Annotated in this window: 27 protein-coding genes; 15 read left to right on the top strand and 12 right to left on the bottom strand. The window is 59.9% G+C overall.

Going from position 1 to position 23472, the window contains the following annotated elements; translation table 11 throughout:
- Positions 1-38 precede the first annotated feature (38 nt).
- Entirely contained in the window at positions 39-767 is a 729-nt protein-coding gene (locus HGP17_RS00480; protein WP_168804929.1) for a DsbA family protein, read from the bottom strand.
- Between the two features lie 168 nt (positions 768-935).
- A complete protein-coding gene (locus HGP17_RS00475) occupies positions 936-1430 on the bottom strand; it encodes a DUF721 domain-containing protein (RefSeq protein WP_168804927.1) in 495 nt (164 codons plus the stop codon).
- 95 nt (positions 1431-1525) lie between these two features.
- Here HGP17_RS00475 and mutY point away from each other — a divergent pair, with 95 nt between their 5' ends.
- The 3 genes from mutY to HGP17_RS00460 are packed head-to-tail and all read left to right on the top strand — an operon-like array spanning position 1526 to position 3621.
- The gene (gene mutY / locus HGP17_RS00470; RefSeq protein WP_348648899.1) at positions 1526-2614 is read left to right on the top strand and encodes an A/G-specific adenine glycosylase; all 1089 of its coding nucleotides are present in this window, start codon (positions 1526-1528) and stop codon (positions 2612-2614) included.
- 22 nt (positions 2615-2636) lie between these two features.
- Positions 2637-3251 carry an HAD family phosphatase gene (locus HGP17_RS00465; protein ID WP_168804924.1) on the top strand — a complete coding sequence of 205 codons (615 nt, stop codon included), beginning with the start codon at positions 2637-2639 and terminating at the stop codon, positions 3249-3251.
- 4 nt (positions 3252-3255) lie between these two features.
- Positions 3256-3621, top strand: coding sequence for a nuclear transport factor 2 family protein (locus HGP17_RS00460; protein ID WP_168804922.1), 366 nt, complete (start codon positions 3256-3258; stop codon positions 3619-3621).
- A gap of 226 nt (positions 3622-3847) precedes the next feature.
- On the opposite strand, the gene HGP17_RS00455 is transcribed toward HGP17_RS00460, so the two are convergent.
- The 3 genes from HGP17_RS00455 to HGP17_RS00445 all read right to left on the bottom strand — a co-directional run bounded on the left by HGP17_RS00455 (position 3848) and on the right by HGP17_RS00445 (position 5809).
- Positions 3848-4978 (bottom strand): site-specific DNA-methyltransferase, encoded by a 1131-nt coding sequence (locus HGP17_RS00455; protein ID WP_168804920.1) that lies wholly within the window; start codon positions 4976-4978, stop codon positions 3848-3850.
- A 157-nt stretch (positions 4979-5135) separates the two neighbouring features.
- The gene (locus HGP17_RS00450; protein WP_168804918.1) at positions 5136-5483 is read right to left on the bottom strand and encodes an antibiotic biosynthesis monooxygenase; all 348 of its coding nucleotides are present in this window, start codon (positions 5481-5483) and stop codon (positions 5136-5138) included.
- Complete coding sequence (locus HGP17_RS00445) at positions 5480-5809, bottom strand: NIPSNAP family protein (RefSeq protein WP_168804916.1); 330 nt, start codon at positions 5807-5809, stop codon at positions 5480-5482. The genes HGP17_RS00450 and HGP17_RS00445 overlap by 4 nt, the downstream gene beginning before the upstream one ends.
- 72 nt (positions 5810-5881) lie before the next feature.
- Between HGP17_RS00445 and HGP17_RS00440 the strand changes: the two genes are divergently transcribed.
- Entirely contained in the window at positions 5882-6580 is a 699-nt protein-coding gene (locus HGP17_RS00440) for a metalloregulator ArsR/SmtB family transcription factor (RefSeq protein WP_168804914.1), read from the top strand.
- Between the two features lie 47 nt (positions 6581-6627).
- Here HGP17_RS00440 and HGP17_RS00435 read toward each other — a convergent pair whose 3' ends face one another.
- On the bottom strand, positions 6628-7296 hold the full coding sequence (locus tag HGP17_RS00435; protein ID WP_168804912.1) for a GntR family transcriptional regulator: 669 nt from the start codon (positions 7294-7296) through the stop codon (positions 6628-6630).
- A 234-nt stretch (positions 7297-7530) separates the two neighbouring features.
- On the opposite strand from HGP17_RS00435, the gene HGP17_RS00430 reads away from it, so the two are divergent.
- Positions 7531-8223, top strand: a complete 693-nt coding sequence (locus HGP17_RS00430) for an HAD family phosphatase (RefSeq protein WP_168804910.1) — start codon at positions 7531-7533, stop codon at positions 8221-8223.
- Between the two features lie 119 nt (positions 8224-8342).
- On the opposite strand, the gene HGP17_RS00425 is transcribed toward HGP17_RS00430, so the two are convergent.
- Entirely contained in the window at positions 8343-8966 is a 624-nt protein-coding gene (locus HGP17_RS00425) for a hypothetical protein (protein ID WP_168804908.1), read from the bottom strand.
- A gap of 313 nt (positions 8967-9279) precedes the next feature.
- On the opposite strand from HGP17_RS00425, the gene thrC reads away from it, so the two are divergent.
- Genes thrC through HGP17_RS00405 form a run of 4 tightly spaced genes read left to right on the top strand, consistent with a single transcriptional unit; the run spans position 9280 to position 15573 of the window.
- A complete protein-coding gene (gene thrC, locus HGP17_RS00420) occupies positions 9280-10677 on the top strand; it encodes a threonine synthase (protein WP_168804906.1) in 1398 nt (465 codons plus the stop codon).
- Between the two features lie 20 nt (positions 10678-10697).
- Positions 10698-11999 (top strand): pitrilysin family protein, encoded by a 1302-nt coding sequence (locus tag HGP17_RS00415; RefSeq protein ID WP_168804904.1) that lies wholly within the window; start codon positions 10698-10700, stop codon positions 11997-11999.
- Positions 12000-12049: 50 nt separating this feature from the next.
- Positions 12050-12664, top strand: coding sequence for a GNAT family protein (locus tag HGP17_RS00410; protein ID WP_168808006.1), 615 nt, complete (start codon positions 12050-12052; stop codon positions 12662-12664).
- 56 nt (positions 12665-12720) lie between these two features.
- Entirely contained in the window at positions 12721-15573 is a 2853-nt protein-coding gene (locus HGP17_RS00405) for an EAL domain-containing protein (RefSeq protein ID WP_246703968.1), read from the top strand.
- A 70-nt stretch (positions 15574-15643) separates the two neighbouring features.
- On the opposite strand, the gene HGP17_RS00400 is transcribed toward HGP17_RS00405, so the two are convergent.
- From HGP17_RS00400 to HGP17_RS00390, 3 genes are all read right to left on the bottom strand, one after another.
- Entirely contained in the window at positions 15644-16699 is a 1056-nt protein-coding gene (locus tag HGP17_RS00400; RefSeq protein WP_168804900.1) for a putative zinc-binding metallopeptidase, read from the bottom strand.
- Positions 16700-16834: 135 nt separating this feature from the next.
- Positions 16835-17026, bottom strand: coding sequence for a CsbD family protein (locus tag HGP17_RS00395; RefSeq protein WP_168804898.1), 192 nt, complete (start codon positions 17024-17026; stop codon positions 16835-16837).
- Between the two features lie 95 nt (positions 17027-17121).
- Positions 17122-17727: a YqgE/AlgH family protein gene (locus tag HGP17_RS00390; protein WP_168804897.1), complete on the bottom strand. Its 606-nt coding sequence runs from the start codon at positions 17725-17727 to the stop codon at positions 17122-17124.
- A 264-nt stretch (positions 17728-17991) separates the two neighbouring features.
- Between HGP17_RS00390 and HGP17_RS00385 the strand changes: the two genes are divergently transcribed.
- The 6 genes from HGP17_RS00385 to HGP17_RS00365 all read left to right on the top strand — a co-directional run bounded on the left by HGP17_RS00385 (position 17992) and on the right by HGP17_RS00365 (position 22137).
- Positions 17992-18705 carry a protein-disulfide reductase DsbD domain-containing protein gene (locus HGP17_RS00385; protein WP_168808004.1) on the top strand — a complete coding sequence of 238 codons (714 nt, stop codon included), beginning with the start codon at positions 17992-17994 and terminating at the stop codon, positions 18703-18705.
- A gap of 82 nt (positions 18706-18787) precedes the next feature.
- On the top strand, positions 18788-19273 hold the full coding sequence (locus tag HGP17_RS00380; protein ID WP_168804895.1) for a peroxiredoxin: 486 nt from the start codon (positions 18788-18790) through the stop codon (positions 19271-19273).
- A 165-nt stretch (positions 19274-19438) separates the two neighbouring features.
- Positions 19439-19567: a hypothetical protein gene (locus HGP17_RS33880; protein ID WP_281412740.1), complete on the top strand. Its 129-nt coding sequence runs from the start codon at positions 19439-19441 to the stop codon at positions 19565-19567.
- Positions 19564-20346, top strand: a complete 783-nt coding sequence (locus HGP17_RS00375) for an ABC transporter ATP-binding protein (protein WP_168804893.1) — start codon at positions 19564-19566, stop codon at positions 20344-20346. Before HGP17_RS33880 ends, HGP17_RS00375 begins: the two co-directional genes overlap by 4 nt.
- Positions 20343-21215: a metal ABC transporter permease gene (locus tag HGP17_RS00370; protein WP_168804891.1), complete on the top strand. Its 873-nt coding sequence runs from the start codon at positions 20343-20345 to the stop codon at positions 21213-21215. The genes HGP17_RS00375 and HGP17_RS00370 overlap by 4 nt, the downstream gene beginning before the upstream one ends.
- A gap of 19 nt (positions 21216-21234) precedes the next feature.
- Positions 21235-22137, top strand: a complete 903-nt coding sequence (locus HGP17_RS00365) for a zinc ABC transporter substrate-binding protein (RefSeq protein ID WP_168804889.1) — start codon at positions 21235-21237, stop codon at positions 22135-22137.
- A 74-nt stretch (positions 22138-22211) separates the two neighbouring features.
- Here the strand turns inward: HGP17_RS00365 and HGP17_RS00360 are convergent, their stop codons facing one another.
- Positions 22212-22520 (bottom strand): Dabb family protein, encoded by a 309-nt coding sequence (locus HGP17_RS00360; RefSeq protein ID WP_168804887.1) that lies wholly within the window; start codon positions 22518-22520, stop codon positions 22212-22214.
- 173 nt (positions 22521-22693) lie between these two features.
- The gene (locus HGP17_RS00355) at positions 22694-23401 is read right to left on the bottom strand and encodes an NAD(P)-dependent oxidoreductase (RefSeq protein ID WP_168804885.1); all 708 of its coding nucleotides are present in this window, start codon (positions 23399-23401) and stop codon (positions 22694-22696) included.
- Between the last annotated feature and the right edge of the window lie 71 nt (positions 23402-23472).

Below are 23472 nucleotides of genomic sequence, written 5' to 3'. Positions count from 1 at the left end.
GGCTGCGGCCGCCCGCCTGTGGTTGAAAAAGGCGCGGATCAGAGCAGGCCGTCGATAAGCTTCGACATGGCACCAACAGACATGTCCCCTGCGTAGCGCTTGCCATTGATCAGGAAGGTCGGCGTCGCATTGACACCGAAATCCTTGGCTGCACGTTCCCTTACGGAATTGACATCATCCAGAAGCTTCTGGTTCGTCAAGCACTTCGTAAAGCTATCCTCAGTAAAACCAGCGAGTTTCGACATCTGGAGCAGTGCGGCGCGGCCGTCGACATCAGGAGATGCCCAGGCGATCTGCTGCTTGAAGAGCATTTCGACCATCGGCATGTACTGTTCCTGCGGGGCGCAGCGGGCCAGCATGAAGGCGGCAGCGGCGCGCGGATCGAACGGGAATTCGCGAATGATGAAGCGAACCTTGCCGGTGTCGACATACTTCTGCTTGATCGTGTCGAAGGTGGTGACGGCGAAATGCGCGCAGTGCGGGCAGGTCAGCGACATGTATTCGACGATCTTGACCGGCGCATCTTCCTTGCCGAAAGCGATTTCCGGCAATGGGCCGGGCTTCAGCACGTCGCTCATGTTAACGTCGCCGTCGGCAGACGGAGGGGTGTCCTCACCGGCGCTGGTGGTTTCCTGACCACCCGATGCCGTCGAGGCATTTGCGGCGGATGCGGTGTCGGCAAAGGAAGCGAACGCCACGGAAAGCGCCGCAACGGCGGAGCCGCCCAGCAGGTGGCGTTTGGTCAAGAGCATGTCGGACATCGGCATAGAGTCACCCGTCGTTGAAAGAGGTCTTAGAATGTTTCATGCGATATAACGGCTGCTTGCCGCTAACAAGGCACGCTTGGGCAACTTTCTTCAAAGAATTGTGACCTGGCAAAGACAAACAACTTAAATTCTATCCACAATCGACAAAACCGGCGGTTTGGCCTGCTCCTATCGCCGCTTCCAGACCATAGCCGTGCCCAAACGCTGAACGGCTGCCCTGATCTTCTCGTCTTCGATGCCATCCATCATATCAGCCAGCTTGCGCGCTGCCTCGCCCTTCAAGGGCGGCGGGGTGCGGGAACGTTTCGATGCGGCCGATATCGGCTTCTGGACGATGCGAATCTGACTGACGGCATGAAATCCGAAAAAGCCGTTGATGCGCTGGATCAACTCACCCTGAGCATGAGTGAGGAAGAGAGCCCTCGCGCCTTCGCAGGCGATGGTGAGCACGCCGGGCTGATAGCCGCGATCGTCTCCGTAGCCACCGCGTTTCGCCCAGGCGATCTTTTCCGGGCGCGTGCATTCGGCAAAATCATCGCCGGCGATTTCGTCCCAGGAGCCCAGCAAGGCCGTATTGATCCCGGCGCGCTTCGCCAGCACGGGATCGACGATGCCGTTGGTCAGCTCGGAAATCTGCTTCTCGCCTTTTCGGGGATAACTCATCTCAATCGGGTTTCCGGTGCATTCTTGTCCATTCGGGAGCTTGATCGCCCGACGCAGCTTGGCCAAGTATAGAGCACTTCCCCTCAACGCGGCAAATCATGACCACGACTTTAGAATCACCAACGGCCGCATCGCTGCTTGCCTGGTACGACAAACACCATCGCGATCTGCCCTGGCGCGTCTCGCCGCCCATGGCGGCACGCGGCATCACGCCTGATCCTTACCGCATCTGGCTGTCGGAAGTGATGCTGCAGCAGACGACGGTGCCGGCGGTCAAATCCTATTTCGCAAAGTTTCTGGAGCGTTGGCCGACGGTCAACGATCTTGCCGCCGCCACGAATGACGACGTCATGGCGGCCTGGGCCGGGCTCGGCTATTACGCCCGTGCCCGAAACCTGAAGAAATGCGCCGAGGCTGTTGCTACGGATCATGCCGGTCGTTTTCCCAATACCGAGGAAGGCTTGCGCGCGCTCCCCGGCATCGGCGACTACACGTCTGCCGCCGTTGCCGCCATTGCGTTCAATCGCCAGGCCGCCGTGATGGACGGCAATGTCGAGCGCGTCATTTCGCGGCTCTATGCGATTTCCACGCCGCTGCCCGGCGCAAAGCCGCGGATGAAGCAGAAGGTCGCCCTGCTGACGCCGGCCGACCGTCCCGGCGATTTCGCACAGGCGATGATGGATCTCGGGGCGACGATCTGTACGCCGAGGCGTCCCGTCTGTTCGCTCTGTCCCTTTAACGGCGCCTGTGAGGCGCTGGCCGAGCATGATCCCGAGCGCTTTCCGGTAAAGGCAGCCAAGAAGGAAAAGCCGGTGCGGCATGGGGCGGCGTTCATCGCCGTCAACGACGAGGGCGAGATCTTCCTGCGGCGGCGCATCGAAAGCGGCCTGCTGGGTGGGATGACCGAGGTTCCGACCACAGGCTGGACGGCACGTGTCGACGGCGAAACTGGCATCGAGGCGGCCCCCTTCCCGGCCGACTGGCAGCCGGCCGGCACCGTGACGCATGTCTTCACGCATTTCGAACTGCGGCTGTCGATCTGGCGTGCCAAGTCAGTTTCCGAGAAAGACAACCCTGACGGATGGTGGGCGCCGGTTACAAATCTTGAAGAGCAGGCACTGCCAACAGTCATGAAAAAAGCGATCGCTCAGGCTATTCCGAATGCGTTCGCAAAACACGTTTAGATCTACAATCAGGAATTCATCCATGACGACGGAAATACGGCATATCGTCTTCGATATCGGCAAGGTGCTCATTCACTACGATCCGAACCTTCCTTACAGCCGCATCATTCCGGACGATGCCGAGCGCCAATGGTTCTTCGCCAATGTCTGCACTCATGAATGGAACCTGGAGCAAGATCGCGGCCGCACCTGGAGCGATGCCGAAGCGCTGCTGCTCGCCGACCATCCGGAGCGTGAAGAACAGATCCGCGGTTTCCGCAAATACTGGCATGAGATGGTGCCGCATGCCTATGAAGACAGCGTTGCCATTCTGGAACGGCTGATCGACGAAGGTCGCGACGTCACCATGCTGACCAACTTTGCCTCCGATACGTTCCGCGAGGCGCAGGTTCGCTATCCCTTCCTCAAGAAGCCGCGCGGCGTGACGGTTTCCGGCGATATCGGGCTGATCAAGCCGGATGTCGCCATCTATGAAACACATGCCAAGAGCTTCGACCTCGATCCGGCCTCGACCATTTTCATCGACGATTCCTATCCGAACGTCGAAGGCGCACGGGCCGCCGGCTGGCATGCAGTTCACTTCACCGGCGCCGAGAAGCTGCGCAGCGATCTCGCCGCCCACGGCATAAAGGTTTGAACCGATGATTTTCGATCCCGCAGAACGTATCGAGCTGTTTCACGACGCCATCAATCGTATCAACTATGAAGAGATCGAGAATTTCTTCGCCGAGAACGCCACCTATGTTTCCAATGGTGTCGGCGACCTCGCTGGCCGCGATGCGATCATGGAGGCTTTCCGCGGCTACTTCGACAAGTATCCCGATCAGACAGCGTCGAACTCCCTCGTGGAGACGCTGACGCCGCTGTCTGGCCGTGCCGTCTGGTCGGTTCGCGCCACCAACAGCAAGACGGGCCAACCGCTGATCCGCGAGGGCGAAGAAACGATTACGTTTAACGAAGACGGTCGCGTGGTGCGCGTCGACGTCACGGATTATCAGGAGTTCTGATAGTCGAAACTGAAAACACCCAGGGCCTTACCGTACTTTATGTTCGGTAAGGCCCTGGGTGTCTCGCCTTCTTCCCAACTGGAGGTACACGACGGAAGAAGACGAATATGTCGATCCGACCAGCCTGCGATAGCCGTAAGGCGGCTTGGAGCAGGCCCGTTGCTTTCAGCAATTCCAGACGGAAAACCGCTACACACTTTTCCTCGAATTGCTTTAGCTGTTGAGACTACTCAACCTTTGCCAGATCGCTGCGGATGATGGCCCTGAGCTCGTCGATCGGACGCAGGGAACGCCCATCGTCGATATGCCAGAACATCCACCCATTGCATGCATCAAGGCCCTGGACCTTCGCGCCAAGACGATGAATAGAACCGGCCTCGCCGCCGGAGGCGACCGTGCCGTCGGCCCGGACGATGGCGCTGTAGCGACGCTTCGCATCCGTCAGCACCTGTCCCGGCTTGATGAGTCCGCTTTCGATCAGAACGTTGAACGCGACACGGACCTCGGCCTTCTTGCCGGTCATGACGGTCAGTTCCGCCTTGCCGAGCGGCTCGACGGCGGCGATGCGGGCGCTTGCCGCGTCGATGTAATCCTGCTCGCGCTCGATGCCGACGAAGTGACGGCCGAGACGCTTGGCCACCGCGCCGGTCGTGCCTGATCCGAAGAAGGGATCGAGAATGATGTCGCCCGGCTTGGAGGAGGCCATGATGACACGCGCCAAAAGCGCTTCTGGCTTCTGTGTCGGATGCACCTTCTTGCCGTCGTCGCCCTTCAGTCGCTCATTGCCATTGCAAATCGGGAACAGCCAGTCGGAGCGCATCTGCACGTCGTCATTGGCGGCCTTCATGGCGTCATAGTTGAAGGTATAGCCCTTCGCCTTGGCATTCGGGCTCGCCCAGATCATCGTCTCATGCGCGTTCTGGAAGCGGCGGCCCTTGAAGTTCGGCATCGGGTTGGTCTTGCGCCAGACGATGTCGTTCAAGATCCAGAAATTCAGATCCTGCATGGTCGCACCGACGCGGAAGATGTTGTGATAGGAGCCGATGACCCAGATCGTGCCCGTCGGCTTCAGCACGCGACGGCAGGCCAGCAGCCAGGCGCGGGTGAAGGCGTCATAGGCCTCGAAGGACGCAAACTGATCCCACTCGTCATCGACGGCGTCTACCAGCGACTGGTCCGGACGGTGCAGCGTGCCGCCAAGCTGGAGATTGTACGGTGGGTCGGCGAAGATCACGTCGACGGATTGATTGGGCAGTGCCTCAAGAGCGGCCACGCAATCGCCCTTGATGATCGTGTCGATCCAGGACCCCGGAACTGCTGAGGTCCTGAGGTCGGCAAGCGGGAAAACTGACGCCATTTGATACTCGCTGTTACACTTACTCGATGCTCTTAACTGAGTGTTATGGTTACCTAACTTGGTTACTAAAGGCTAAAGCGGCGTCACATTTTCCAATTTCCCGCGCAAGTTTCCGGGAATGCAGGCCTCGTCGAGCAGCGCTATCGCGTTGAAAGCGCTAGAGGTCGTGCACGGCGTGGCTGTCGTCAGGCGCTTCGGCGCGCTCCGTCATGCCGTAATCACGAAGCACCTGAGCGACGCGCAGGCGATAGTCTGCAAAGACCGTCTTGCGCCCCGCTTTCTGCGCGGCGCGGTGAGCTTCGCGGTTACGCCATTCAAGAACCGCAGCCTCGTCACGCCAGAAGGACAGCGACAGGATCTTGCCCGGCTGTGTCAGGCTTTCGAAACGCTCGATGGACAGGAAGCCGTCGATCGTTTCGAGTTCGGCACGCAGCCGTCCGGCAATGTCGAGATAATGCTGATGTTCGCTGGGATGAGGGATGACTTCGAAAATAACTGCGATCATGGCGATGTCCTCGAAGCATGTGGCAGGGATACATTTTTCAGAAAAATGCGATCCTCCTGCAAGATGAAACGTTCGCGGCGGGAGAAATCGTGATTGGCCTGCGCCAGCGGATCCGCAGCGAGGCTCTTGCGATAGGCCTCGTAGGCGGCCAGATTTTCGATGTTATAAATGCCGTAGGCCGTCGTCAGCGACCCCTCATGCGGGGCGAAATAGCCGATGAGATCCGCACCATTGCGCGGGATGATCTGGCCCCATGCGTTGCCGTATTGTGCAAAAGCCTCCTGCTTGAACGGGTCGATCTGGTAGCGGATGAGACAGGTGATCATGAGCTTTCTCCTTTGCTGATGCTGCCGTTTTCGCACATTGCAGAACGGAGATGGTTCGGTTACGATCGAAGTATGAAGGAAGGTCCGGACATAGCACAGATCGGCTCGCTGATCGGCGATCCCGCTCGCGCCAATATACTGACGGCGCTCATGGGCGGCCGCGCGTTGACGGCGACGGAACTTGCGACAGCGGCAGGCGTGACGTTGCAGACTGCCAGCGCGCATCTGGCCAAGCTGGAAGCGGGCGGCCTGCTTGCGCAGCGCAAACAAGGACGACATCGCTATTTCACGCTGGCGGATGACGGCGTCGGCAAATTGCTGGAAGGCATCATGGGCTTTGCCGCCAGCCGAGGCCATCTACGGTATCGCCCCGGACCGAAAGAGCCCGCGCTGCGCAAGGCGCGCATCTGCTACGATCATCTCGCCGGCGATTTCGGCGTACGCATGCTCGACAGCCTGATCGAATCGGGCTCGATCTCTGCTCTGGGCGAGGGTCTTAGCCTGACGGCACAAGGCGAAACACATCTCGCCGCGATCGGCATCGATGTTTCCGGATTACGCTCGAATCGACGTCCTTTGTGCCGCTCATGCCTGGACTGGAGCGAGAGACGCGCCCATCTGGCCGGCAGTCTCGGCAAGGCGTTGCTTTCGAACTTCCTGGAGAAAGGCTGGGCGCGGCGAACCGAAAACAGCCGCTCGATCTTCTTCACACCTGAAGGCGAGCGCCGGTTTCTGGCGCTCTTTCCGCTAGAGATGGCGGACACGGTCTAAGGCGCCAACGTCAAGGCGCAGATCGATGTCACCGCAAATTTAAGAGGTCAGCCGACGATCGCGAAAGCTTCGCGGGTCGAGCCCGATGATGTCCGCACGGGAGAGCGACCGATCCATTGGACGTGCTTCTGCAGGATCGCGGCCGCTTCTTCGGCACGGCCTTGGCGAAGCGCAGCCAGAATGGCGCGATGATCATGGTCGGTGCGCTTTTCCCAACCGGACTGCCATGCCGAGAAAAGAAACCGGGCGCTGGCGGCATGCAGGTCATCGATGGCAGCCAGCAGACGCGTCATACCGCAGGGCGCCAGAATAAGACGATGGAAGCGGCGATTGGCCTCTTCCCAAGCATAAACATCGGCTGCCGCGTCACCTTGGCGCGTCGCCTCTTCAGCCTCATCAAGGATGGCGGGCGTCAGGTGCTGTGCCGCATGCTTCAGGGCAAGCCCCTCGAGCGCGGCGCGCATCTCGGCCACCTCGCGAACCTCCTTCAAATCGAAGGATGCGACGCGGACGCCCTGGCGGGGCAGATTGACAGCGAGACCCTGAGCTTCCAACCGCCGGAACGCCTCGCGCACCGGCACATGGCTGGTGCCGAACTCCTCGGCGATGTGATCCTGCCGCAGCCGCGCATCGGGCGCGAGCTCACCGCGGATGATGCGGTCGGCAAGAACCCGGCTGATCCGGCTGGCAATAGTGTCGTCACGCTCCTTGGCCATGGCCGATCCTTAAAGGCGGGTCGAGCCGATGTCGAGCGACAAGCTGCAGTGGTCACGTCTTTTGAAGCGCAAATGACCTTTTCCATCAGCGCAGTACAGCCATGCCTGACGATTGGTTGAGCTTTGTCGACATATCGTGTAAAGCGCGACGGTCATTTTTGAGCATGCCCCTAACCGTTGACGGTTTTGCGCGGAGCATGCCGAACCCAGCCCCGATCAAAGGCAGCATTTTTCATGAGCAATGGCTTCGACCTCATCATATTCGACTGCGACGGCGTTTTGGTCGATTCGGAAATTATCGCGGCGCAGGTCGAGTCCAAGCTGCTGACGGATGCGGGTTATCCCATCAGCACTGAAGAGATGGGCGAGCGCTTCGCCGGTATGACCTGGCGCAACATTCTGTTCGAAGTCGAGCGCGAAGCCAGCATCCCGCTTTCCGCATCGCTGCTCGACCAGTCGGAAAAGCTGCTGGACATCAAGCTTGCCAACGACGTACAGCCCATCTTGGGCGTTCCTCAGGCCCTGTCGAAACTGCCGATGCCGCGTTGCATCTGCTCCAATTCCAGCTCGGCACGCCTTGAGATGATGCTGACCAGGGTCGGTTACTTCAAACTGTTTGCGCCGAATATCTTTTCCGCCAAGGATCTCGGCGCCGATCGGGTCAAGCCGAAGCCGGATATCTTCCTGCACGGCGCCGAGCAGATGAATGTCAGCCCGGCCAACACGATCGTGGTGGAAGATTCGGTCCACGGCGTTCACGCCGCACGGTCCGCCGGCATGCGCGTCATCGGCTTCACAGGCGCTTCACACACCTATCCTTCCCATGCCGACCGGCTGACGGATGCCGGAGCCGAGACCGTCGTTTCCCGCATGTCGGATCTGCCTGGCGTCGTCATGGCGCTCGCGGAATGGGATGGCGTTCTCTGAGACGTCGGTAACAGTGATCGGAATGAGAAAAGGCCCCACCATGCGGCGGGGCCTTTTTCTTTAACAGTGCGATTTCCGCCCGAAGCCGCAGAGGGCGGCTTCGTTCGCGGACAATCTTGTCAATGGCGCTTCTTGCGCACCGGCTTTTCACCCTTGGCGGGCTTCTGCGGGCCCTGGTCGAAGCCGATCTGAACGATCGTGAAGCCGCCCGAGCCGCCGGTGACGTTGATGTCGTCCTCGGTGAACAGGAACTGCGTCGTGGTTTCGCCCGGCGGAATTTCTGCCGTGTAATTGATAGTCTTGCTGTAAAGCGCCGTCTCATTGTCCATGACTGAAACATGGATCGGCAATGTCACCTTGCCGGAGCTGCCCATCGGGCCAGCAACCAGACGTCCCTGAACGGCAATGTGAATTCCGAGACTGGTGCCATCCGTGGTGCACTGACGCGTCGCCTGGGCCAGCGAAGCCTGATAGGTCAACTGGGTCGCATCGTCCTTTGCGCCCTTGGCGTAGGTGCGATAAACCGAGTCTTCGTCGCGGATAACGGCCTGCGGGCACTTTCCGGCGACATAGGTCTGACCGCCTGTCGGTGCGGCGGTCGTCGCAGCTGCGGCTTGCGGAGCTACGGTCACATCCGTTGCCGGCTGTTTTTCACTATTGCCGCCTATGCCAAGAGTGCTGCAACCCGTCAGCAATGCCAGAAGCGAAGCGGAGAAAAGACGACGCGAAACCTTGCCAAACACTATTATTCCACCCTCTCCATATATTTCACATTATCGGCCTGCAGCCTGTCAAACGGGCCTTTTATGACACTTGGCGATGGTCTATACCAGCGACGCAGCGAAAAATCGATTGGGTAGACACCGTTTTGGCTCACTTTTCGAGATCGACAGATTGCCACAAACAGCCTCCGCACGGCGCTGATCCCACGCGCCTTGCGCAAACGCGAAAACCACGCGGCTAATTCGACGCAAAAAGACAGGCCGCCGTCGCTTCGTTTCTCTACCCTCTCAATCGATCACTCAGGCAATTTTGCGACCAAAGGAATTCTAGACCGTGGACTATATTTCAACGCGGGGAGAAGCCCCTGCCCTTGGCTTCTGCGACGCCCTCCTGGCCGGCCTTGCTCGTGATGGCGGGCTCTATGTTCCCCGCGAATGGCCGACGCTGACGAAAAAAGACATCCGCGCCTTTCGCGGCAAGAGCTATCAGGATGTCGCTTTCGCCGTCCTGTCGCCCTTCACCAACGGCGAAATTCCGGCCGATGTCTTCCGCGGCATGATCGACGATGCCTATGCCACCTTCCGGCATCCTGCAGTGGCGCCGCTGGTGCAGACCGGGCCGAACAGCTTCGTCATGGAGCTTTTCCACGGCACGACGCTCGCCTTCAAGGATGTCGCCATGCAGCTGCTGGCGCGATTGATGGACTACGCGCTGGAAAAGCGCGGCCAGCGCGCCACCATCGTCGGCGCCACCTCGGGCGATACTGGCGGCGCAGCGATCGACGCCTTTGCAGGTCGCGAGCGCACCGACATCTTCATTCTGTTCCCACATGAGAAGGTCTCGCCGGTTCAGCAACGCCAGATGACCACATCGACGGCGTCAAACGTCCATGCTCTGGCGCTCAAGGGCAATTTCGACGACTGCCAGAACCTCGTCAAAGCCATGTTCAACGACGCGCCCTTCCGCGACAAGGTGAGGCTTTCCGGCGTCAATTCCATCAACTGGGCGCGAATCATGGCGCAGGTGGTTTATTACTTCACCACCGCCGTTGCCTTGGGCGGCCCGGACCGGAAAATCTCCTTCACCGTCCCGACGGGCAATTTCGGCGATATCTTCGCCGGCTACGTCGCCAAGCGCATGGGCCTGCCGATCGAACGGCTTGTTATCGCCACCAACGAGAACGATATTCTCGCACGCACGATGAAGACGGGACGCTACGAGATGCGCTCGGTCAAGGCGACCACCTCTCCGTCGATGGATATCCAGATCTCGTCCAACTTCGAGCGGCTGCTCTTCGAAGCCAACGGCCGCGATGCCTCCAAGGTGCGCGCCGCCATGGAAAGCCTGAAGCAATCGAACGGTTTTTCGATCACGCCGGAAGCTCTGAAGTTCATCAAGAAGGACTTCCGCGCCGGCCGCGCCGGCGAGAAGCAGGTGGCCGAAACCATCCGCAAGACGCTTGCCGATACCGGATATCTGCTCGATCCGCACACCGCGATCGGCGTCTTCGTCGCTGAGAAGAACGAGCGTCCGAGCAGCCCGATGGTGACGCTTGCCACCGCACACCCGGCGAAATTCCCCGCCGCAGTAAAATCCGCATCCGGTATTGACCCGGCGCTTCCGACGTGGCTTGCTGGTCTGATGACCAGGGAGGAGCGTTTCGATATTCTCGATCCGGAACTAAAAGCCGTTGAAAGTTTTATCGGCAAGCATGCCCGGGCCGGCGAATAACAAACGCGGAAAGACAAGCGATGACAGTGGAGTGCACCCGGCTAGCGTCCGGGCTGACAATAGCGACCCAATCGATGCCACACCTCGAAAGCGTGGCACTCGGCGTTTGGATCAAATCGGGTTCGCGTAACGAGACCGAAGCAGAACACGGTATCGCGCATCTGCTCGAGCATATGGCGTTCAAAGGCACGGCGCGGCGCACCGCCCGCGAGATCGCTGAGGAAATCGAGAATGTCGGCGGCGAAGTCAACGCCGCCACCTCGACCGAAACCACCTCCTATTATGCCCGCGTGCTCAAGGATCATGTCCCGCTCGCCGTCGATATCCTTGCCGATATTCTGACCGAATCTGCTTTCGACGACGAAGAACTGGCGCGTGAGAAGCAGGTCATCCTGCAGGAAATCAATGCCGCGAACGACACGCCTGACGATGTCGTCTTCGACAAATTTTCCGAAGTCGCCTATCGCGGACAGACGCTCGGACGCGCAATTCTCGGCACGCCGGATACCGTCCTCTCCTTCTCGCCGCAACAGATCCGTCACTATCTGAGCCGCAACTATATGACCGATCGCATGTTCATCGTAGCCGCCGGTGCGGTGGATCATGAAAGCTTCGTGCGCCAGGTCGAAGAACGCTTCTCGAGCCTGCCGACAAAACCGTCCGCTCCGCCCGTTATAGAGCCGGCGCGCTACATCGGCGGCAACATTCGCGAAACCCGCGACCTGATGGATGCACAGATCCTGCTCGGCTTCGAAGGCCGCGCCTATCACACCCGCGATTTCTACTGCTCGCAGATCCTGGCCAACATTCTCGGCGGCGGCATGTCCTCTCGCCTGTTCCAGGAAGTGCGCGAGTTCCGTGGCCTCTGTTATTCCGTCTATGCCTTCCATTGGGGTTTCTCCGATACCGGCATTTTTGGCATTCATGCCGCAACCGGCGGCGAGAACCTGCCGGAACTGTTGCCTGTCATCGTCGACGAGCTGCGCAAGTCGTCACACGACATCCAGCAGCAGGAAATCGAGCGCGCTCGCGCGCAAATCCGTGCACAGCTGCTGATGGGTCAGGAAAGCCCGGCCGCTCGTGCCGGCCAGATCGCCCGGCAGATGATGCTTTATGGCCGCCCGATCCCGAACCAGGAGATGCTGGAGCGCCTGGAAGGCATCACGATCGAGCGCCTCACGGATCTTGCCGGACGGCTGTTCTTCGATACAGTACCGACGCTTTCGGCGATCGGCCCGCTCGAGCAGCTCGCGCCGATGGAAGACATCGTCACGTCGCTGTCGTCGGCGCCGGCAGCTGCTTCCAGAAGCGCCAGCGGCTAAGGGCACGCCGCGGGCCTATGGGTTCTGTTCTCGGGGGAGTGGTTGGCGGCATGCAAAAATCTGTCTTTCGGTTTCTCTCACGTCACCCGGACGCGGTTGAACTCGAAAACGACAGATATTTGCTGCGGCTGCCGCGCTACTCCGATTTCAACCAATGGCATAAGCTTCGGGCCGAAAGTCGCCGCTTTCTCGAGCCGTGGGAGCCGACCTGGCGACACGACGAGCTGACTGAGGGCGCCTATCGAGCCCGCATCATTCGCGGCAAGCAGGAATACAGTTCCGGCCAGGCGATCCCGCTCTTCATTTTCCTCAGGGAAAACATGACGCTGGTTGGCGGCATCACGATCGGCTATATTCGCCGCGGTGCCGCACAGAGCTGCATGATCGGATACTGGATGGGTGAACGCTACTCCGGTCAGGGACATATGTTCGCCGCACTTCAGTTGGTTATACCCTATATCTTTTCCGGACTTGAGTTGCACCGAATTGAAGCAGCCTGTATTCCGGATAACGAGCGTAGCATGCGGCTTCTGCAAAAAGCCGGTTTCCAGCGGGAAGGTCATTTGCGCGGTTATCTTAAAATCAACGGTCAGTGGCGCGACCATGTGATGTTCTCAAGGTTGGCGTCCGACACCGACCTGAACCGAAGCTTCGACCAGCGATGATCGCCGGGTTCCCGCAGACGAGGCCAATGGCCCGGCGGCTTCATGCCGCAATCGCGATGCTGGCCGCCGCCATCATGCTGTTGATCGCCGGAATGGCGCACGCAGCCGAGCCCGTTAAGATTTCGCGCGACGATACCGCGCTCGATCTCACCGCGACGACGGAAATCTACAGAAATCAAGGTGAAGCCTTTCAGGTTTCGACGGCTGCCGGCGCCGATGGCATACGCCGCCGTATCGAGGTGAGATCCTCCTCACCGAACCATCAGGGCGACTGGGCGGTCTTCGCACTCGCCAACGTCTCCGAAGAGCAGCTGGAGCGCGTCATCGTCGCTCCGCATTTCCGTCTGGTGAATTCAAAGGTCTTCTGGCCGGATCTCGGTTCGCAGCGCATCGTCGCAATCACGCCAAGCGAAGGTTTCGCGCTAGACCGTCAGCCAAGCGACGAAGCGGACGTTTTCCGCATCACGCTGAACCCCGGCGCGGTCGTCACATTCGTTGCCGAGCTGTCGTCTCCGGATCTGCCGCAGCTCTATCTTTGGGAACCGAACGCCTACAAGGATACAGTCAACGCCTTCACGCTCTATCGCGGCATCGTGCTTGGCATTGCCGGCCTGTTGGCCGTGTTCTTGACCATTCTTTTCGTCGTCAAGGGCACCTCGATGCTGCCGGCGACAGCGGCCCTCGCCTGGGCGGTGCTCGGCTATATCTGCGTGGATTTCGGCTTCCTCGGCAAGCTCATCAGCATTACCTCCAGCGATCAGCGAATATGGCGCGCCTGCGCGGAGGTGGCGCTCGCGTCGAGTCTGGTGATCTTCCTGTTCACCTATCTCAACCTCAATCGTTGGCACGCCCATCTCGGTTATGTCACGCTTGCCTGGGTGCTTGGCCTTGCGCTGCTCTTCGGTGTGGCGATCTACGATCCCTCGATTGCGGCCGGCATTGCGCGGCTGTCGCTGGCGTTGACCGCGACCGCCGGCCTGCTGCTCATCATCTACCTCGGCTTCAGCCGTTATGACCGTGCAATCCTGCTCGTGCCCGCCTGGGCTCTGATCCTCGTCTGGCTGTTCGGGGCCTGGATGACGGTCATGGGCAAGCTCGACAACGATATCATCCAGCCGGCTCTCGGCGGCGGCCTCGTGCTGATCGTGCTGCTGATCGGCTTTACCGTCATGCAGCACGCTTTTGCCGGCGGTGCTTTCCAGCAGGGCCTGTTCTCCGATCTGGAGCGGCAGTCCCTCGCGCTTACCGGTTCCGGCGATACCGTCTGGGACTGGGATGTGGCGCGCGACCGTGTGGTGACGACGCCCGATATCTCGACGAAGCTCGGCCTTTCACCCGGCAGCATGCATGGCGCGGCACGCAACTGGCTGCCACGGCTGCATCCCGACGATCGCGACCGTTTCCGAGCGACACTCGACGTGCTCCTGGAGCATCGACGCGGCCGATTGAATCACGAATTCCGCATTCGTGCGGAGGATGGGCATTTCCACTGGCTGTCGATCCGCGCACGGCCGGTGCTCGGATCGAATGGCGAGATCATCCGCTGCGTCGGCACGATCGTCGACATTACCGAACAGAAGAATTCGATCGAGCGACTTCTCCATGATGCGGTGCACGACAATCTCACCGGCCTGCCCAACCGCCAGGTTTTCCTTGATCGTCTGCAGTCCGTTCTGACGCTTGCATCTGATGGCAATCAGCTTCGTCCAACCGTTATCGTGATCGATATTGACCGCTACAAGCTGGTCAACGACACCCTTGGTTTTGCTGCCGGGGACAATATCCTCATCGCTTTGACCCGGCGTCTTCGCCGCCTGATGAAGCCGCAGGATACGCTGGCGCGCCTTTCGGGCGATCAGTTCGGCCTCATCCTCGTCTCCGAACGCGATCCGGCCAAGGTTGCGGATTTCGCCGATGCGATCAGCAAGGCGATCATGGTTCCGATCAATTTCGCCAATCGTGAGATCATCCTGACGGCATCTGTCGGACTGACCTCATGGGTCGACCAGCAGGAAAACGCAGCGGGTATGCTCAGCGACGCCGAACTCGCGATGTATCGCGCCAAGCGCGCCGGCGGCAATCGCGTCGAGCCCTTCCAGCCGGCATTCCGCAGCTTCGGCACGGATCGCCTCCAGCTCGAAACCGATCTGCGCCGCGCCGTCGAGCGCAAGGAACTCTCCCTCGTCTATCAGCCGATTGTGCGGCTTGAAGACGCCGAAGTCGCAGGCTTCGAGGCGTTGATGCGCTGGGAACATCCAAAGCGCGGCAACATTCCGCCGTCCGAGTTCATCCCGATCGCGGAGGCCTCCGACATTATCGGTCCGCTTGGCATGTTCGCGATGGAACAGGCGACCAACGACCTGAAGGCCTGGCAGCGTCAAACCGGCGACCTGCCGCTCTTCGTCTCCATCAATCTCTCCAGCGTACAGCTGTTGAATAACGAGCTTTACGACGATATCCGCGCCCTGCTCGCCAAGACCCATTGCGACCCGAGCCGCATCAAGCTGGAGCTGACGGAATCGCAGGTGATGGAGAATCCGGAACAGGCGCGTCTTGTGCTCGACAAGCTGTGCGACGCCGGTATCGGCCTTGCGCTCGACGATTTCGGCACCGGCTACTCGTCGCTTGCCTATCTCACCCGCTTCCCCTTCGACACGATCAAGCTCGACAAGGCCATGGTCCGCGACGACAGCGACAAGAAGGCTGTTCTGTTGCGCTCGGTCATTTCCATGGCGCGCGAACTCAACATGCGGGTGGTGGCAGAAGGTATCGAATCGGAAGAGGATGCGCTGGAGCTTGCCAAGATCGGCTGCACCTATGGCCAAAGCTTTATCTTTGGGCCGCCAATGGGCTCGGATTCGGTGCTTCGTCTGCTGAAGGAACGCTTTCCCCTGACAAAGCGCGCCTAGCGCAATTCCGTGAAAGCCGCTGAGGTCTTCCGTCCGGAATTGCGCTAAAGCAAATCGCTGGAGCGCCTGATCAGGCGCTCTCGATCAGCTCCCTGATATAATCGAGCTTCGCGACGACTGGCGGCGATAGAACGAAGGGGTAGGAATCCGGCTGTCCCATGCTGCGCTGGATCGAATTGATCGCCACGCTTAAAGGGATCCAGGCGCTGACGAGCCGCTCCGCACTTTCGGCCTTATAGGGATTGAAATCCACTTCCGCGGCCATGTCGTGATAGGCAAGCGGATCGATTGCCATGCCGAAGGATCGCGCCGTTTCCAGCGTATCGACAATGTGGAGATAGTGCGCGAAGCACTCGGCAAAATCCTCCCAGGGATGGGAGCTGGCATAGGCGCTGATAAAGTTGTCCTGCCAGTTTGCCGGCGGACCATTGTCGTAATGAGACTGCAACGCGGCGCCGTAGTCTACGCGCTCGTCGCCGAAGGCAGCGCGAAAGGCATCGAACTGCCCGCGATCACGCACCAGCTTGTTCCAGATGAAATGACCTGTTTCGTGACGGAAATGGCCGAGCAGGGTGCGATAAGGCTCGTTCATCGATGTGCGCGCCTGCTCGCGCGTCACGTCGTCGGCCTCCGCAGCGCGGATGGCAATCAACCCCTCCTCATGACCGGTCATGGCGGGTACGACGGCCCCGCCTTGAACTTCATCTTCGAGAAAATCGAACACCAGCCCGCCTTGCGGATCCTCCACACGGTCCGGATGCGGCAGGTTCCATCGCAGCAAGGAATAGAACAGATGCCGCTGTGCCTGCCCGATGCGGCGCCAGCGATCGATCCCTTGCTGCGTGCCGGTGTTCGGCACAAGACGATTGTGCCGGCAGGCGACGCAATAAACCTGCGTGTCTTCCGCATCCACAAGCCAGTTGCAGATATCGAGTTCGGCATTGGCGCAGAAACGGACGCGGCGCTCCGGCTCGGAGACAAGATGCCAGTTCGGCGCCTCATCGGCATCGAGCGCATGGATCGCCAGGCGCTCGGGAAGAAAGCCAAGCTGATGGCCGCAGTGAACGCATTGCCTGTTGTCGAAATGAACGGGTTGGCCGCAATGATCGCAGGTGAATAGCCGCATGTTTCCTCGAAGAGATGGAATGCCCACAGTAAAGAGCCTGCCACGTTTCCGTAACAGGCTCTTCCTCCCAACATCGCTGCTACGACGTTAATTCAACGGAGCAGCGACCCTAGATTGGCAGACACACGTCGCCGGTTACATCCGGTCGACGGCACCCTTGACCTTGTCTTTGGCCTTGCCAACGGCGGTCTGAACCTTGCCCTTGGCTTCCTGGGCAGCGCCCTTGGCACGCAATTCCTTGTCGTCGGTGGCCTTGCCGGCCATCTGCTTTGCCTTGCCGGCCATTTCGTTGACCTTGCCGGATACCTTGTCGGTCGTGCTGCTCATGTCTAACACCTCCGTTGTCGGCACAGCGGAATTGCCGGTGCCTCTGTCAAAGAAACGTCACCGGCGCTAGTTCGTTCCATTTTAAAGCAGAAGGGTCAGCTGTGCCCTGCCTGGGGCGAGAGCATCGCGGCATTGATACCCATGAGCGCCAGAGCGCGATCATACTTGTCATCGAGGCTGCGGTCGAAGATCAGATCCTCGTTGGCCGGGCAATTCAGCCAGCCATTGTTGCCGATTTCGGCCTCGAGCTGTCCAGCGCCCCAGCCGGCATAGCCGAGCAGCATGGTGGCGAGTTTCGGGCCGCTTCCCTTGGAGATGGCTCGCACGATGTCGAGCGTAGCCGTCAGGCTGATATCGTCGCTGACGGGAATGCTGCTGTCGCTGATGTAATCGTCGGAATGCAGAACGAAGCCGCGACCGCTTTCGACAGGGCCGCCCGTCTGGATGGGGAAATCGCGCGCGCCGGCTGGCAGCACGATGGCATCGTCATCCTTGATCATCTCAAGATGCAGAAGGACATCCGTAAAAGTCAGCTTCTGAGCCCGGTTGATGACGAAGCCCATGGCTCCGGCGTCGGAATGGGCGCAAATATAGATCACCGTCCGGTGAAAGTTCCGATCCTCCATGCCGGGCATGGCGATCAGAAACTGACCGTCGAGAAAACCTCTTTCGCGTCTGTTCTTCAGCGTCGATAGGGACATCGTGCCTCCTGACCGCAGTCCAAAACTGCACCGCTAAAAAGCAAGATGGGGCAATGTCATAAATCAATCAACTGAAAATGATCATTTCTTTTGCCGGCGGCGCTGGCTCCATGTCAGCCGATCCGCTAAATCCTGATCATGATTGGAACGCTTCATCATTCTCGCGTCTCGGCGCTTTTGGCCGGAACACTTACCCTTGCCCTTCTTTCCGGCCCTGTCGCCCATGCGGCGACGAGCGATTGGGTCGACAATGACGGCGGCCGCATGCGGCTTGTGGCGCTGGCGCCGGATGCGCAAGGGCATATCCGCGCAGCACTCCAGATCGAGCCGCAGCCGGGCTGGATTACCTACTGGCGCGAGCCCGGCGAAAGCGGCATTCCGCCGCAAGTCACGGTCAAGCCTATGACCGGCGTCACGCTGGAAAAGGCAAGCTACCCCACGCCGAAACAGATCACTGTCGGCAAGATACGAGAGATCGGCTACGACACGCCGGTGACGCTGCCGCTTGAATTTCGTGCTGACGGCAAGCCACCGACGACATTGGACCTGACCGCCTTCGTCGGTCTCTGCAAAGACATTTGTATCCCCTTTCAGGCGGACTTTTCGCTGTCTTTGCCGGCCGATGCGCAACCGACGCCGCGCGAACTCGCCCTGCTGGATGCTGCGAAATCATTGCTGCCGCAGCCGCCATCCTCTGATTTTTCGCTGCAGAGCCACAGCGTTTCGGCCGATGCGAAGAACCTCTCGCTCCGCCTCACTCTGCCCGACTCGGGGGGCGATGCGCCGGCGATCTACGTCACCGGACCGTCAGGCTACGTGTTTTTCCAGCAATCGAACGGGAAACGCGAAGGCGCGACCTATTCCGCCGATATCGAAATCAGCAAGCTGCCGAAGAATTACGAGATCAAGGGCAAAAGTTGGGGCGTCCTCGTTGTCGATGGCGATCGCGCCATGGAGACCAGCCTTGCGTTCGAATAGGCCGGATCTATAGTTTCACCCACAGCTCTTGTTCATTCGGCGGCAATTCCAAGCCCCGAGATCGCGCCCCAAGGAGAGAACCATGACAATCGCTATCGGCGACAAACTGCCCGCCGCCACTTTCAAGGAAAAGACCGTCGATGGCCCGGTCGAGATCAGCACCGAACAGCTGTTTGCCGGCAAACGGGTCGTGCTGTTTGCTGTTCCAGGTGCCTTCACACCCACCTGCTCGCTCAATCATCTGCCGGGTTATCTGGAAAACCGGGATACCATTCTATCCAAGGGTGTCGACGATATCGCCGTTGTCGCCGTCAACGACTGGCATGTCATGGGCGCCTGGGCGCAATCGTCTGGCGGCATGGGCAAAATCCACTTCCTCGCAGACTGGGACGCGTCATTTGCAAAGGCGCTCGGCCTCGACGTCGACCTTTCGGGCGGCGGACTTGGCGTTCGTTCCAAGCGCTACTCCATGCTGGTGGAAGACGGCGTGGTGAAGTCGCTGAACATCGAAGAAAGCCCCGGCCAGGCGACGGTTTCGGGCGCTGCCGCGATGATCGAGCAGCTTTGAGATTTTTGACAAAAGACAACCAGAAAGGCGCCCGCACGGCGCCTTTTTTGTTTGGACGTCTCTGCGCTTTCCGATGCAAGTCACAGCTATTCCACTCCCCGCCTCTTTTTCGCCATATTCGCTCGGCTACTACATGTAATGTTATTACATAATTGAAAGCCTGGCATGCCCTTTGATCGTGATCCCTTCGCGTCGGCCCTGATCGGACGCTCCGCCTTGATGCGCCTTGCCTATGTGGCGATCGGCATCGCGTTTCTCTGGGCGGCGATCGGCTGGGCGGTGGCGCTGGCATGAGCGATCTGATCCGCCTCACCAATCTTACCGTCACCTATGAGCGTCATCCAGCGGTGCATCATGTCTCGGGAGCTTTCGCCAGCGGCAGCCTAACGGCAATCGCCGGGCCGAACGGCGCGGGCAAATCGACGCTTTTGAAAGCAATCGTCGGCGAACTCAGACCAGCAGAAGGATCGATCGATCGCGGCGCACTGACGCGCAACGATTTCGGCTATCTGCCACAAGCCGCAGACATCAACCGTCGCTTTCCGATTTCAGTCGCCGATACGGTCATGCTCGGCGCCTGGAAGAATTCCGGCGCATTCGGGCGCTTCTCCCGACAGGATGCGGATCGCGCGCGCGATGCACTTGAGCGCGTCGGCCTCTCCGGCTTCGAGCGCCGGCATATAGGCTCGCTTTCCGCCGGGCAGTTCCAGCGCGTGCTTTTCGCTCGCCTGCTGCTGCAGGACGCGCAGGTCATCCTGCTCGATGAACCCTTCACCGCCATCGACCAGCGCACGACGCGGGATCTCCTGAGCATCGTTCTGCGCTGGCACAAGGAAGGCCGTACGGTCATCGCCGTGCTGCATGATTTCGATCAGGTGCGCGCGCATTTTCCCGAGACGTTGCTGATTGCCCGCGAACTGGTGGGCTGGGGGCCGACACAGTCGATCATGAGCTCCGCAAACCTCATCAAGGCACGGGCCATGGCAGAGCGCTGGGATGAAGCAGCCGACGCGTGCCTGCCCGAAGATGAAACGGCGTCCGACGATCTCGCGCGGCAGGAGCCGGCCCGATGACAGCCTACGATATCTTTCTCGCACCTTTCGCGGATTACGGTTTCATGCGGCGGGCGCTCATCGCCTGCCTGTGCCTCGGCCTCGGTTCCGGCCCGATCGGCGTCTTCCTGATGCTGCGCCGCATGAGCCTGATGGGCGATGCCATGAGCCATGCCGTGCTGCCCGGCGCTGCCATCGGCTATCTCATCGCAGGCTCGCTGTCGCTGACGGCCATGGGCCTGGGCGGACTTGTGGCCGGCCTTTCGGTCGCGCTGCTTTCCGGCCTCGTCAGCCGCATGACGGTGCTTCAGGAGGATGCGAGCTTTGCGAGCTTCTATCTCACCTCCCTGGCACTCGGCGTTCTCATCGTGTCGCTCCGAGGGTCCAACATCGACCTGCTGCATGTGCTTTTCGGCACTATTCTGGCGATCGATGCCCCTGCCCTCTACCAGATCGGCGCGATTACCACCGTGACCTTGCTGGCGCTTGCCGTGATCTATCGACCGCTGGTCATGGAATGCTTCGACCCAGGCTTCCTGCGCGCCGTCGGCGGGCGTGGACCGGTGTATCATTTCCTGTTCCTGCTACTTGTGGTGCTCAATCTTGTCGCCAGTTTTCAGGCGCTCGGCACTCTGATGGCCGTGGGGTTGATGATGTTGCCTGCGGCCGTTGCCCAGCTCTGGTCGCGCAGCCTGCCTGCCATGATGGCGATCGCGACAGGAACGGCGGCTGTCTCCGGATATGTGGGTCTCATCGCGTCCTATCACCTCGAGTTTGCCTCCGGCCCGACGATCATCATCACCGCGAGCCTGATCTATGGCTTCTCCATTCTCTTCGCACCTTCGGGCGTTGCCCGGCGGTTCTTCCCGCGTCCCCATCTCCGGGGCTAAACCCAACAAGGAGACTCGCATGAACAAACAGAAACTGCTTCTCTCGGCCGCTGCTGCAGCCTTTATCGCATTCGGCGTCGCCGGCCCGGCCTCGGCCGAGACCTTGAACGTCGTCGCGTCCTTCACCGTGCTTGCCGATGTCGTCAAACAGGTCGGCGGTGACCATGTGAAGGTGTCGAGCCTTGTCGGTCCGAACGGCGACCCCCATGAATTCGAACCTTCGCCGGCCGATGCCAAAAAGCTCAATGCCGCCAAGGTCACATTCGTCAGCGGCGAAGGCCTCGAAGGCTGGATGGATCGCCTCATCACCGCATCGGGCTACAAGGGAACGCCTGTTGTCGTCTCCGACGGCATCAATACCCGCACGATGGTCGATGACGGCAAGACTGTCACAGACCCGCATGTCTGGAACAGCCCGGTCAACGTAAAGATCTGGGTCGCCAACATCGAGAAGGCTCTTTCCGCTGCAGATCCGGCCGATGCCGCCGACTTCAAGGCGAATGCCGAGCGCTACACCAAGGTTCTGACCGAGCTCGATGCCTACGCGCACAGCAAGTTCGATAAGATCCCCGACGATCGCCGCAAGGTGCTGACAAGCCACGATGCCTTCGGCTATTTCGGCCGCGAATATAAGGTCAACTTCCTCGCCCCGCTCGGCTTTTCGACGGAAACGGAGGCGTCGGCCGCCAAGGTCGCCCAGCTGATCGAGCAGATCAAGACCGAGCATGTGAAGACTTATTTCTTCGAAAACTCGAACGACCCTCGCCTTGTCAAGCAGGTCGCCAAGGCAACCGGCGCGCAGCCTGGCGGCGAGCTCTATGTCGAGGCGCTTTCGAAGGCAAATGGCCCGGCTTCGACGTATGAAAAAATGTTCCGTTATAACGTTGACCAGCTGGCGGCCGCCATGGCGAAGTCGAGCTGAATGAGCGACTGAACGTGAAAAGGGCCGCAGGCGCGTCTCGCCTGCGGCCCTTTATGAACTTCAAGTCCGGGCGGTCAGATATTCAGATCAAAGACCAGAAGGCCGGCAAGACCGCCATCGGTGGACGAGACGATGCGCTCGCCGACAGCGACGTGATCCGGATGCACGAGATAGGCATCCCGTGCTTCCGGGCTCTCGAATGTCACGGCAAAACCGTCAACGAAACCGCCGTGCAGGCCTTCCGGCGAGACATTCGGCCCATACTTCACGTCGACGATGCCCGGGATGACCTTTTGCAAGGCAGCTACGGATTCGAAGATCGCTTTCTTCTCATCCTGTGTCATGGCGGATTTGAGCCGAAGAAAAACGCAGTGCAGGATCATGGATACAGCCTCCCTGGATATCGTGGCCAGCATAAAGGGAACGGGCACCGGAGCAAGCTTGGAAGTCGCGAACATTGCGTTCGAGGTGGCCGATCAATCGACGACCTGATCCCTTCCAAACCGTCCTTGCCCTATGAACCCAAAGCCACTCCGGCGATGGCTGTAGACGAATGCTACTCGCCGGCCCGTTTGGTCGGCTGCCAACCCAGGATCGACTTCGCCCTGGCGTTCGAAACCGAGCCGCCGTCATCGACAATATTGAAAATGCCGACAACAGGGGTTTTTACCACCATCAGCGCGGCACGCGCGGCGTCGTCCACATGCAGGCTTATCGATCCGGACGGCGCGTCGCAGCCTGTGTCCGGCCCGTAGAGCAGGCCATAGCGCAGGACCGTTCCGGCAATGCCGCCGGTGTTCAGCGTGAGGCCTTCGAGCGTCCGGATCGCGGTTGCGCCTTCCTGAAGCGGAGTCTCTTCCGTCACTTCGCCAGAGCTGGTCTGATAGGCCCAGGCGATGCTTTGCGAAATCATCCGTTCGGCTCCGGCTGCGACCGCAGCGTCGACGAGATTTTTGGTTCCGATTTCGCGAATGCGGGCGTTGCGGGCACGCCCCTCTTCCATCTGCGCGGGGTCAAGCCCAAAGGGCAGATCGGTCAGCTGATGGATGACGATGCTCGGCTTCGTCCTTATCAGCGCGTCTTTTAGCGCTTCGCCGTCGAATACATCAACGACGACAGGCGTGGCACCCGCCTGCTTCAGGCTCTCACCGCGCTCCGGCTTGCGGGTTGAGCCATAGACGGTAAAGCCTGCCTCGACCAGCAAAGGAACGAGCTTGCGTCCAATCGCGCCGGTTGCCCCGGCAAGAAAAATGGTCTCGCCCATTTCGAACTCCTTGGATATCTGCACCATGTTTGGTGTGCATGTTTTCGCATGGGCTTGGCCTTGGAAACAGA

The sequence above is a fragment of the Rhizobium sp. P38BS-XIX genome, from assembly GCF_012641435.1.
Taxonomy (GTDB): domain Bacteria; phylum Pseudomonadota; class Alphaproteobacteria; order Rhizobiales; family Rhizobiaceae; genus Rhizobium.
Note: the sequence above shows the minus strand (reverse complement) of the source record. Positions and strands in the feature narration are given on the sequence as shown.

What these genes read in the sequence shown, in the direction of transcription:
- HGP17_RS00480 (WP_168804929.1), bottom strand. Translation starts at nt 767, where the DNA reads ATGCCGATGTCCGACATGCTCTTGACCAAACGCCACCTGCTGGGCGGC.
- HGP17_RS00475 (WP_168804927.1), bottom strand. Translation starts at nt 1,430, where the DNA reads ATGAGTTATCCCCGAAAAGGCGAGAAGCAGATTTCCGAGCTGACCAAC.
- HGP17_RS00465 (WP_168804924.1), top strand. Translation starts at nt 2,637, where the DNA reads ATGACGACGGAAATACGGCATATCGTCTTCGATATCGGCAAGGTGCTC.
- HGP17_RS00460 (WP_168804922.1), top strand. Translation starts at nt 3,256, where the DNA reads ATGATTTTCGATCCCGCAGAACGTATCGAGCTGTTTCACGACGCCATC.
- HGP17_RS00455 (WP_168804920.1), bottom strand. Translation starts at nt 4,978, where the DNA reads ATGGCGTCAGTTTTCCCGCTTGCCGACCTCAGGACCTCAGCAGTTCCG.
- HGP17_RS00450 (WP_168804918.1), bottom strand. Translation starts at nt 5,483, where the DNA reads ATGATCGCAGTTATTTTCGAAGTCATCCCTCATCCCAGCGAACATCAG.
- HGP17_RS00445 (WP_168804916.1), bottom strand. Translation starts at nt 5,809, where the DNA reads ATGATCACCTGTCTCATCCGCTACCAGATCGACCCGTTCAAGCAGGAG.
- HGP17_RS00440 (WP_168804914.1), top strand. Translation starts at nt 5,882, where the DNA reads ATGAAGGAAGGTCCGGACATAGCACAGATCGGCTCGCTGATCGGCGAT.
- HGP17_RS00435 (WP_168804912.1), bottom strand. Translation starts at nt 7,296, where the DNA reads ATGGCCAAGGAGCGTGACGACACTATTGCCAGCCGGATCAGCCGGGTT.
- HGP17_RS00430 (WP_168804910.1), top strand. Translation starts at nt 7,531, where the DNA reads ATGAGCAATGGCTTCGACCTCATCATATTCGACTGCGACGGCGTTTTG.
- HGP17_RS00415 (WP_168804904.1), top strand. Translation starts at nt 10,698, where the DNA reads ATGACAGTGGAGTGCACCCGGCTAGCGTCCGGGCTGACAATAGCGACC.
- HGP17_RS00410 (WP_168808006.1), top strand. Translation starts at nt 12,050, where the DNA reads ATGCAAAAATCTGTCTTTCGGTTTCTCTCACGTCACCCGGACGCGGTT.
- HGP17_RS00405 (WP_246703968.1), top strand. Translation starts at nt 12,721, where the DNA reads ATGCTGGCCGCCGCCATCATGCTGTTGATCGCCGGAATGGCGCACGCA.
- HGP17_RS00400 (WP_168804900.1), bottom strand. Translation starts at nt 16,699, where the DNA reads ATGCGGCTATTCACCTGCGATCATTGCGGCCAACCCGTTCATTTCGAC.
- HGP17_RS00395 (WP_168804898.1), bottom strand. Translation starts at nt 17,026, where the DNA reads ATGAGCAGCACGACCGACAAGGTATCCGGCAAGGTCAACGAAATGGCC.
- HGP17_RS00390 (WP_168804897.1), bottom strand. Translation starts at nt 17,727, where the DNA reads ATGTCCCTATCGACGCTGAAGAACAGACGCGAAAGAGGTTTTCTCGAC.
- HGP17_RS00385 (WP_168808004.1), top strand. Translation starts at nt 17,992, where the DNA reads ATGCGGCTTGTGGCGCTGGCGCCGGATGCGCAAGGGCATATCCGCGCA.
- HGP17_RS00380 (WP_168804895.1), top strand. Translation starts at nt 18,788, where the DNA reads ATGACAATCGCTATCGGCGACAAACTGCCCGCCGCCACTTTCAAGGAA.
- HGP17_RS33880 (WP_281412740.1), top strand. Translation starts at nt 19,439, where the DNA reads ATGCCCTTTGATCGTGATCCCTTCGCGTCGGCCCTGATCGGACGCTCC.
- HGP17_RS00375 (WP_168804893.1), top strand. Translation starts at nt 19,564, where the DNA reads ATGAGCGATCTGATCCGCCTCACCAATCTTACCGTCACCTATGAGCGT.
- HGP17_RS00370 (WP_168804891.1), top strand. Translation starts at nt 20,343, where the DNA reads ATGACAGCCTACGATATCTTTCTCGCACCTTTCGCGGATTACGGTTTC.
- HGP17_RS00365 (WP_168804889.1), top strand. Translation starts at nt 21,235, where the DNA reads ATGAACAAACAGAAACTGCTTCTCTCGGCCGCTGCTGCAGCCTTTATC.
- HGP17_RS00360 (WP_168804887.1), bottom strand. Translation starts at nt 22,520, where the DNA reads ATGATCCTGCACTGCGTTTTTCTTCGGCTCAAATCCGCCATGACACAG.
- HGP17_RS00355 (WP_168804885.1), bottom strand. Translation starts at nt 23,401, where the DNA reads ATGGGCGAGACCATTTTTCTTGCCGGGGCAACCGGCGCGATTGGACGC.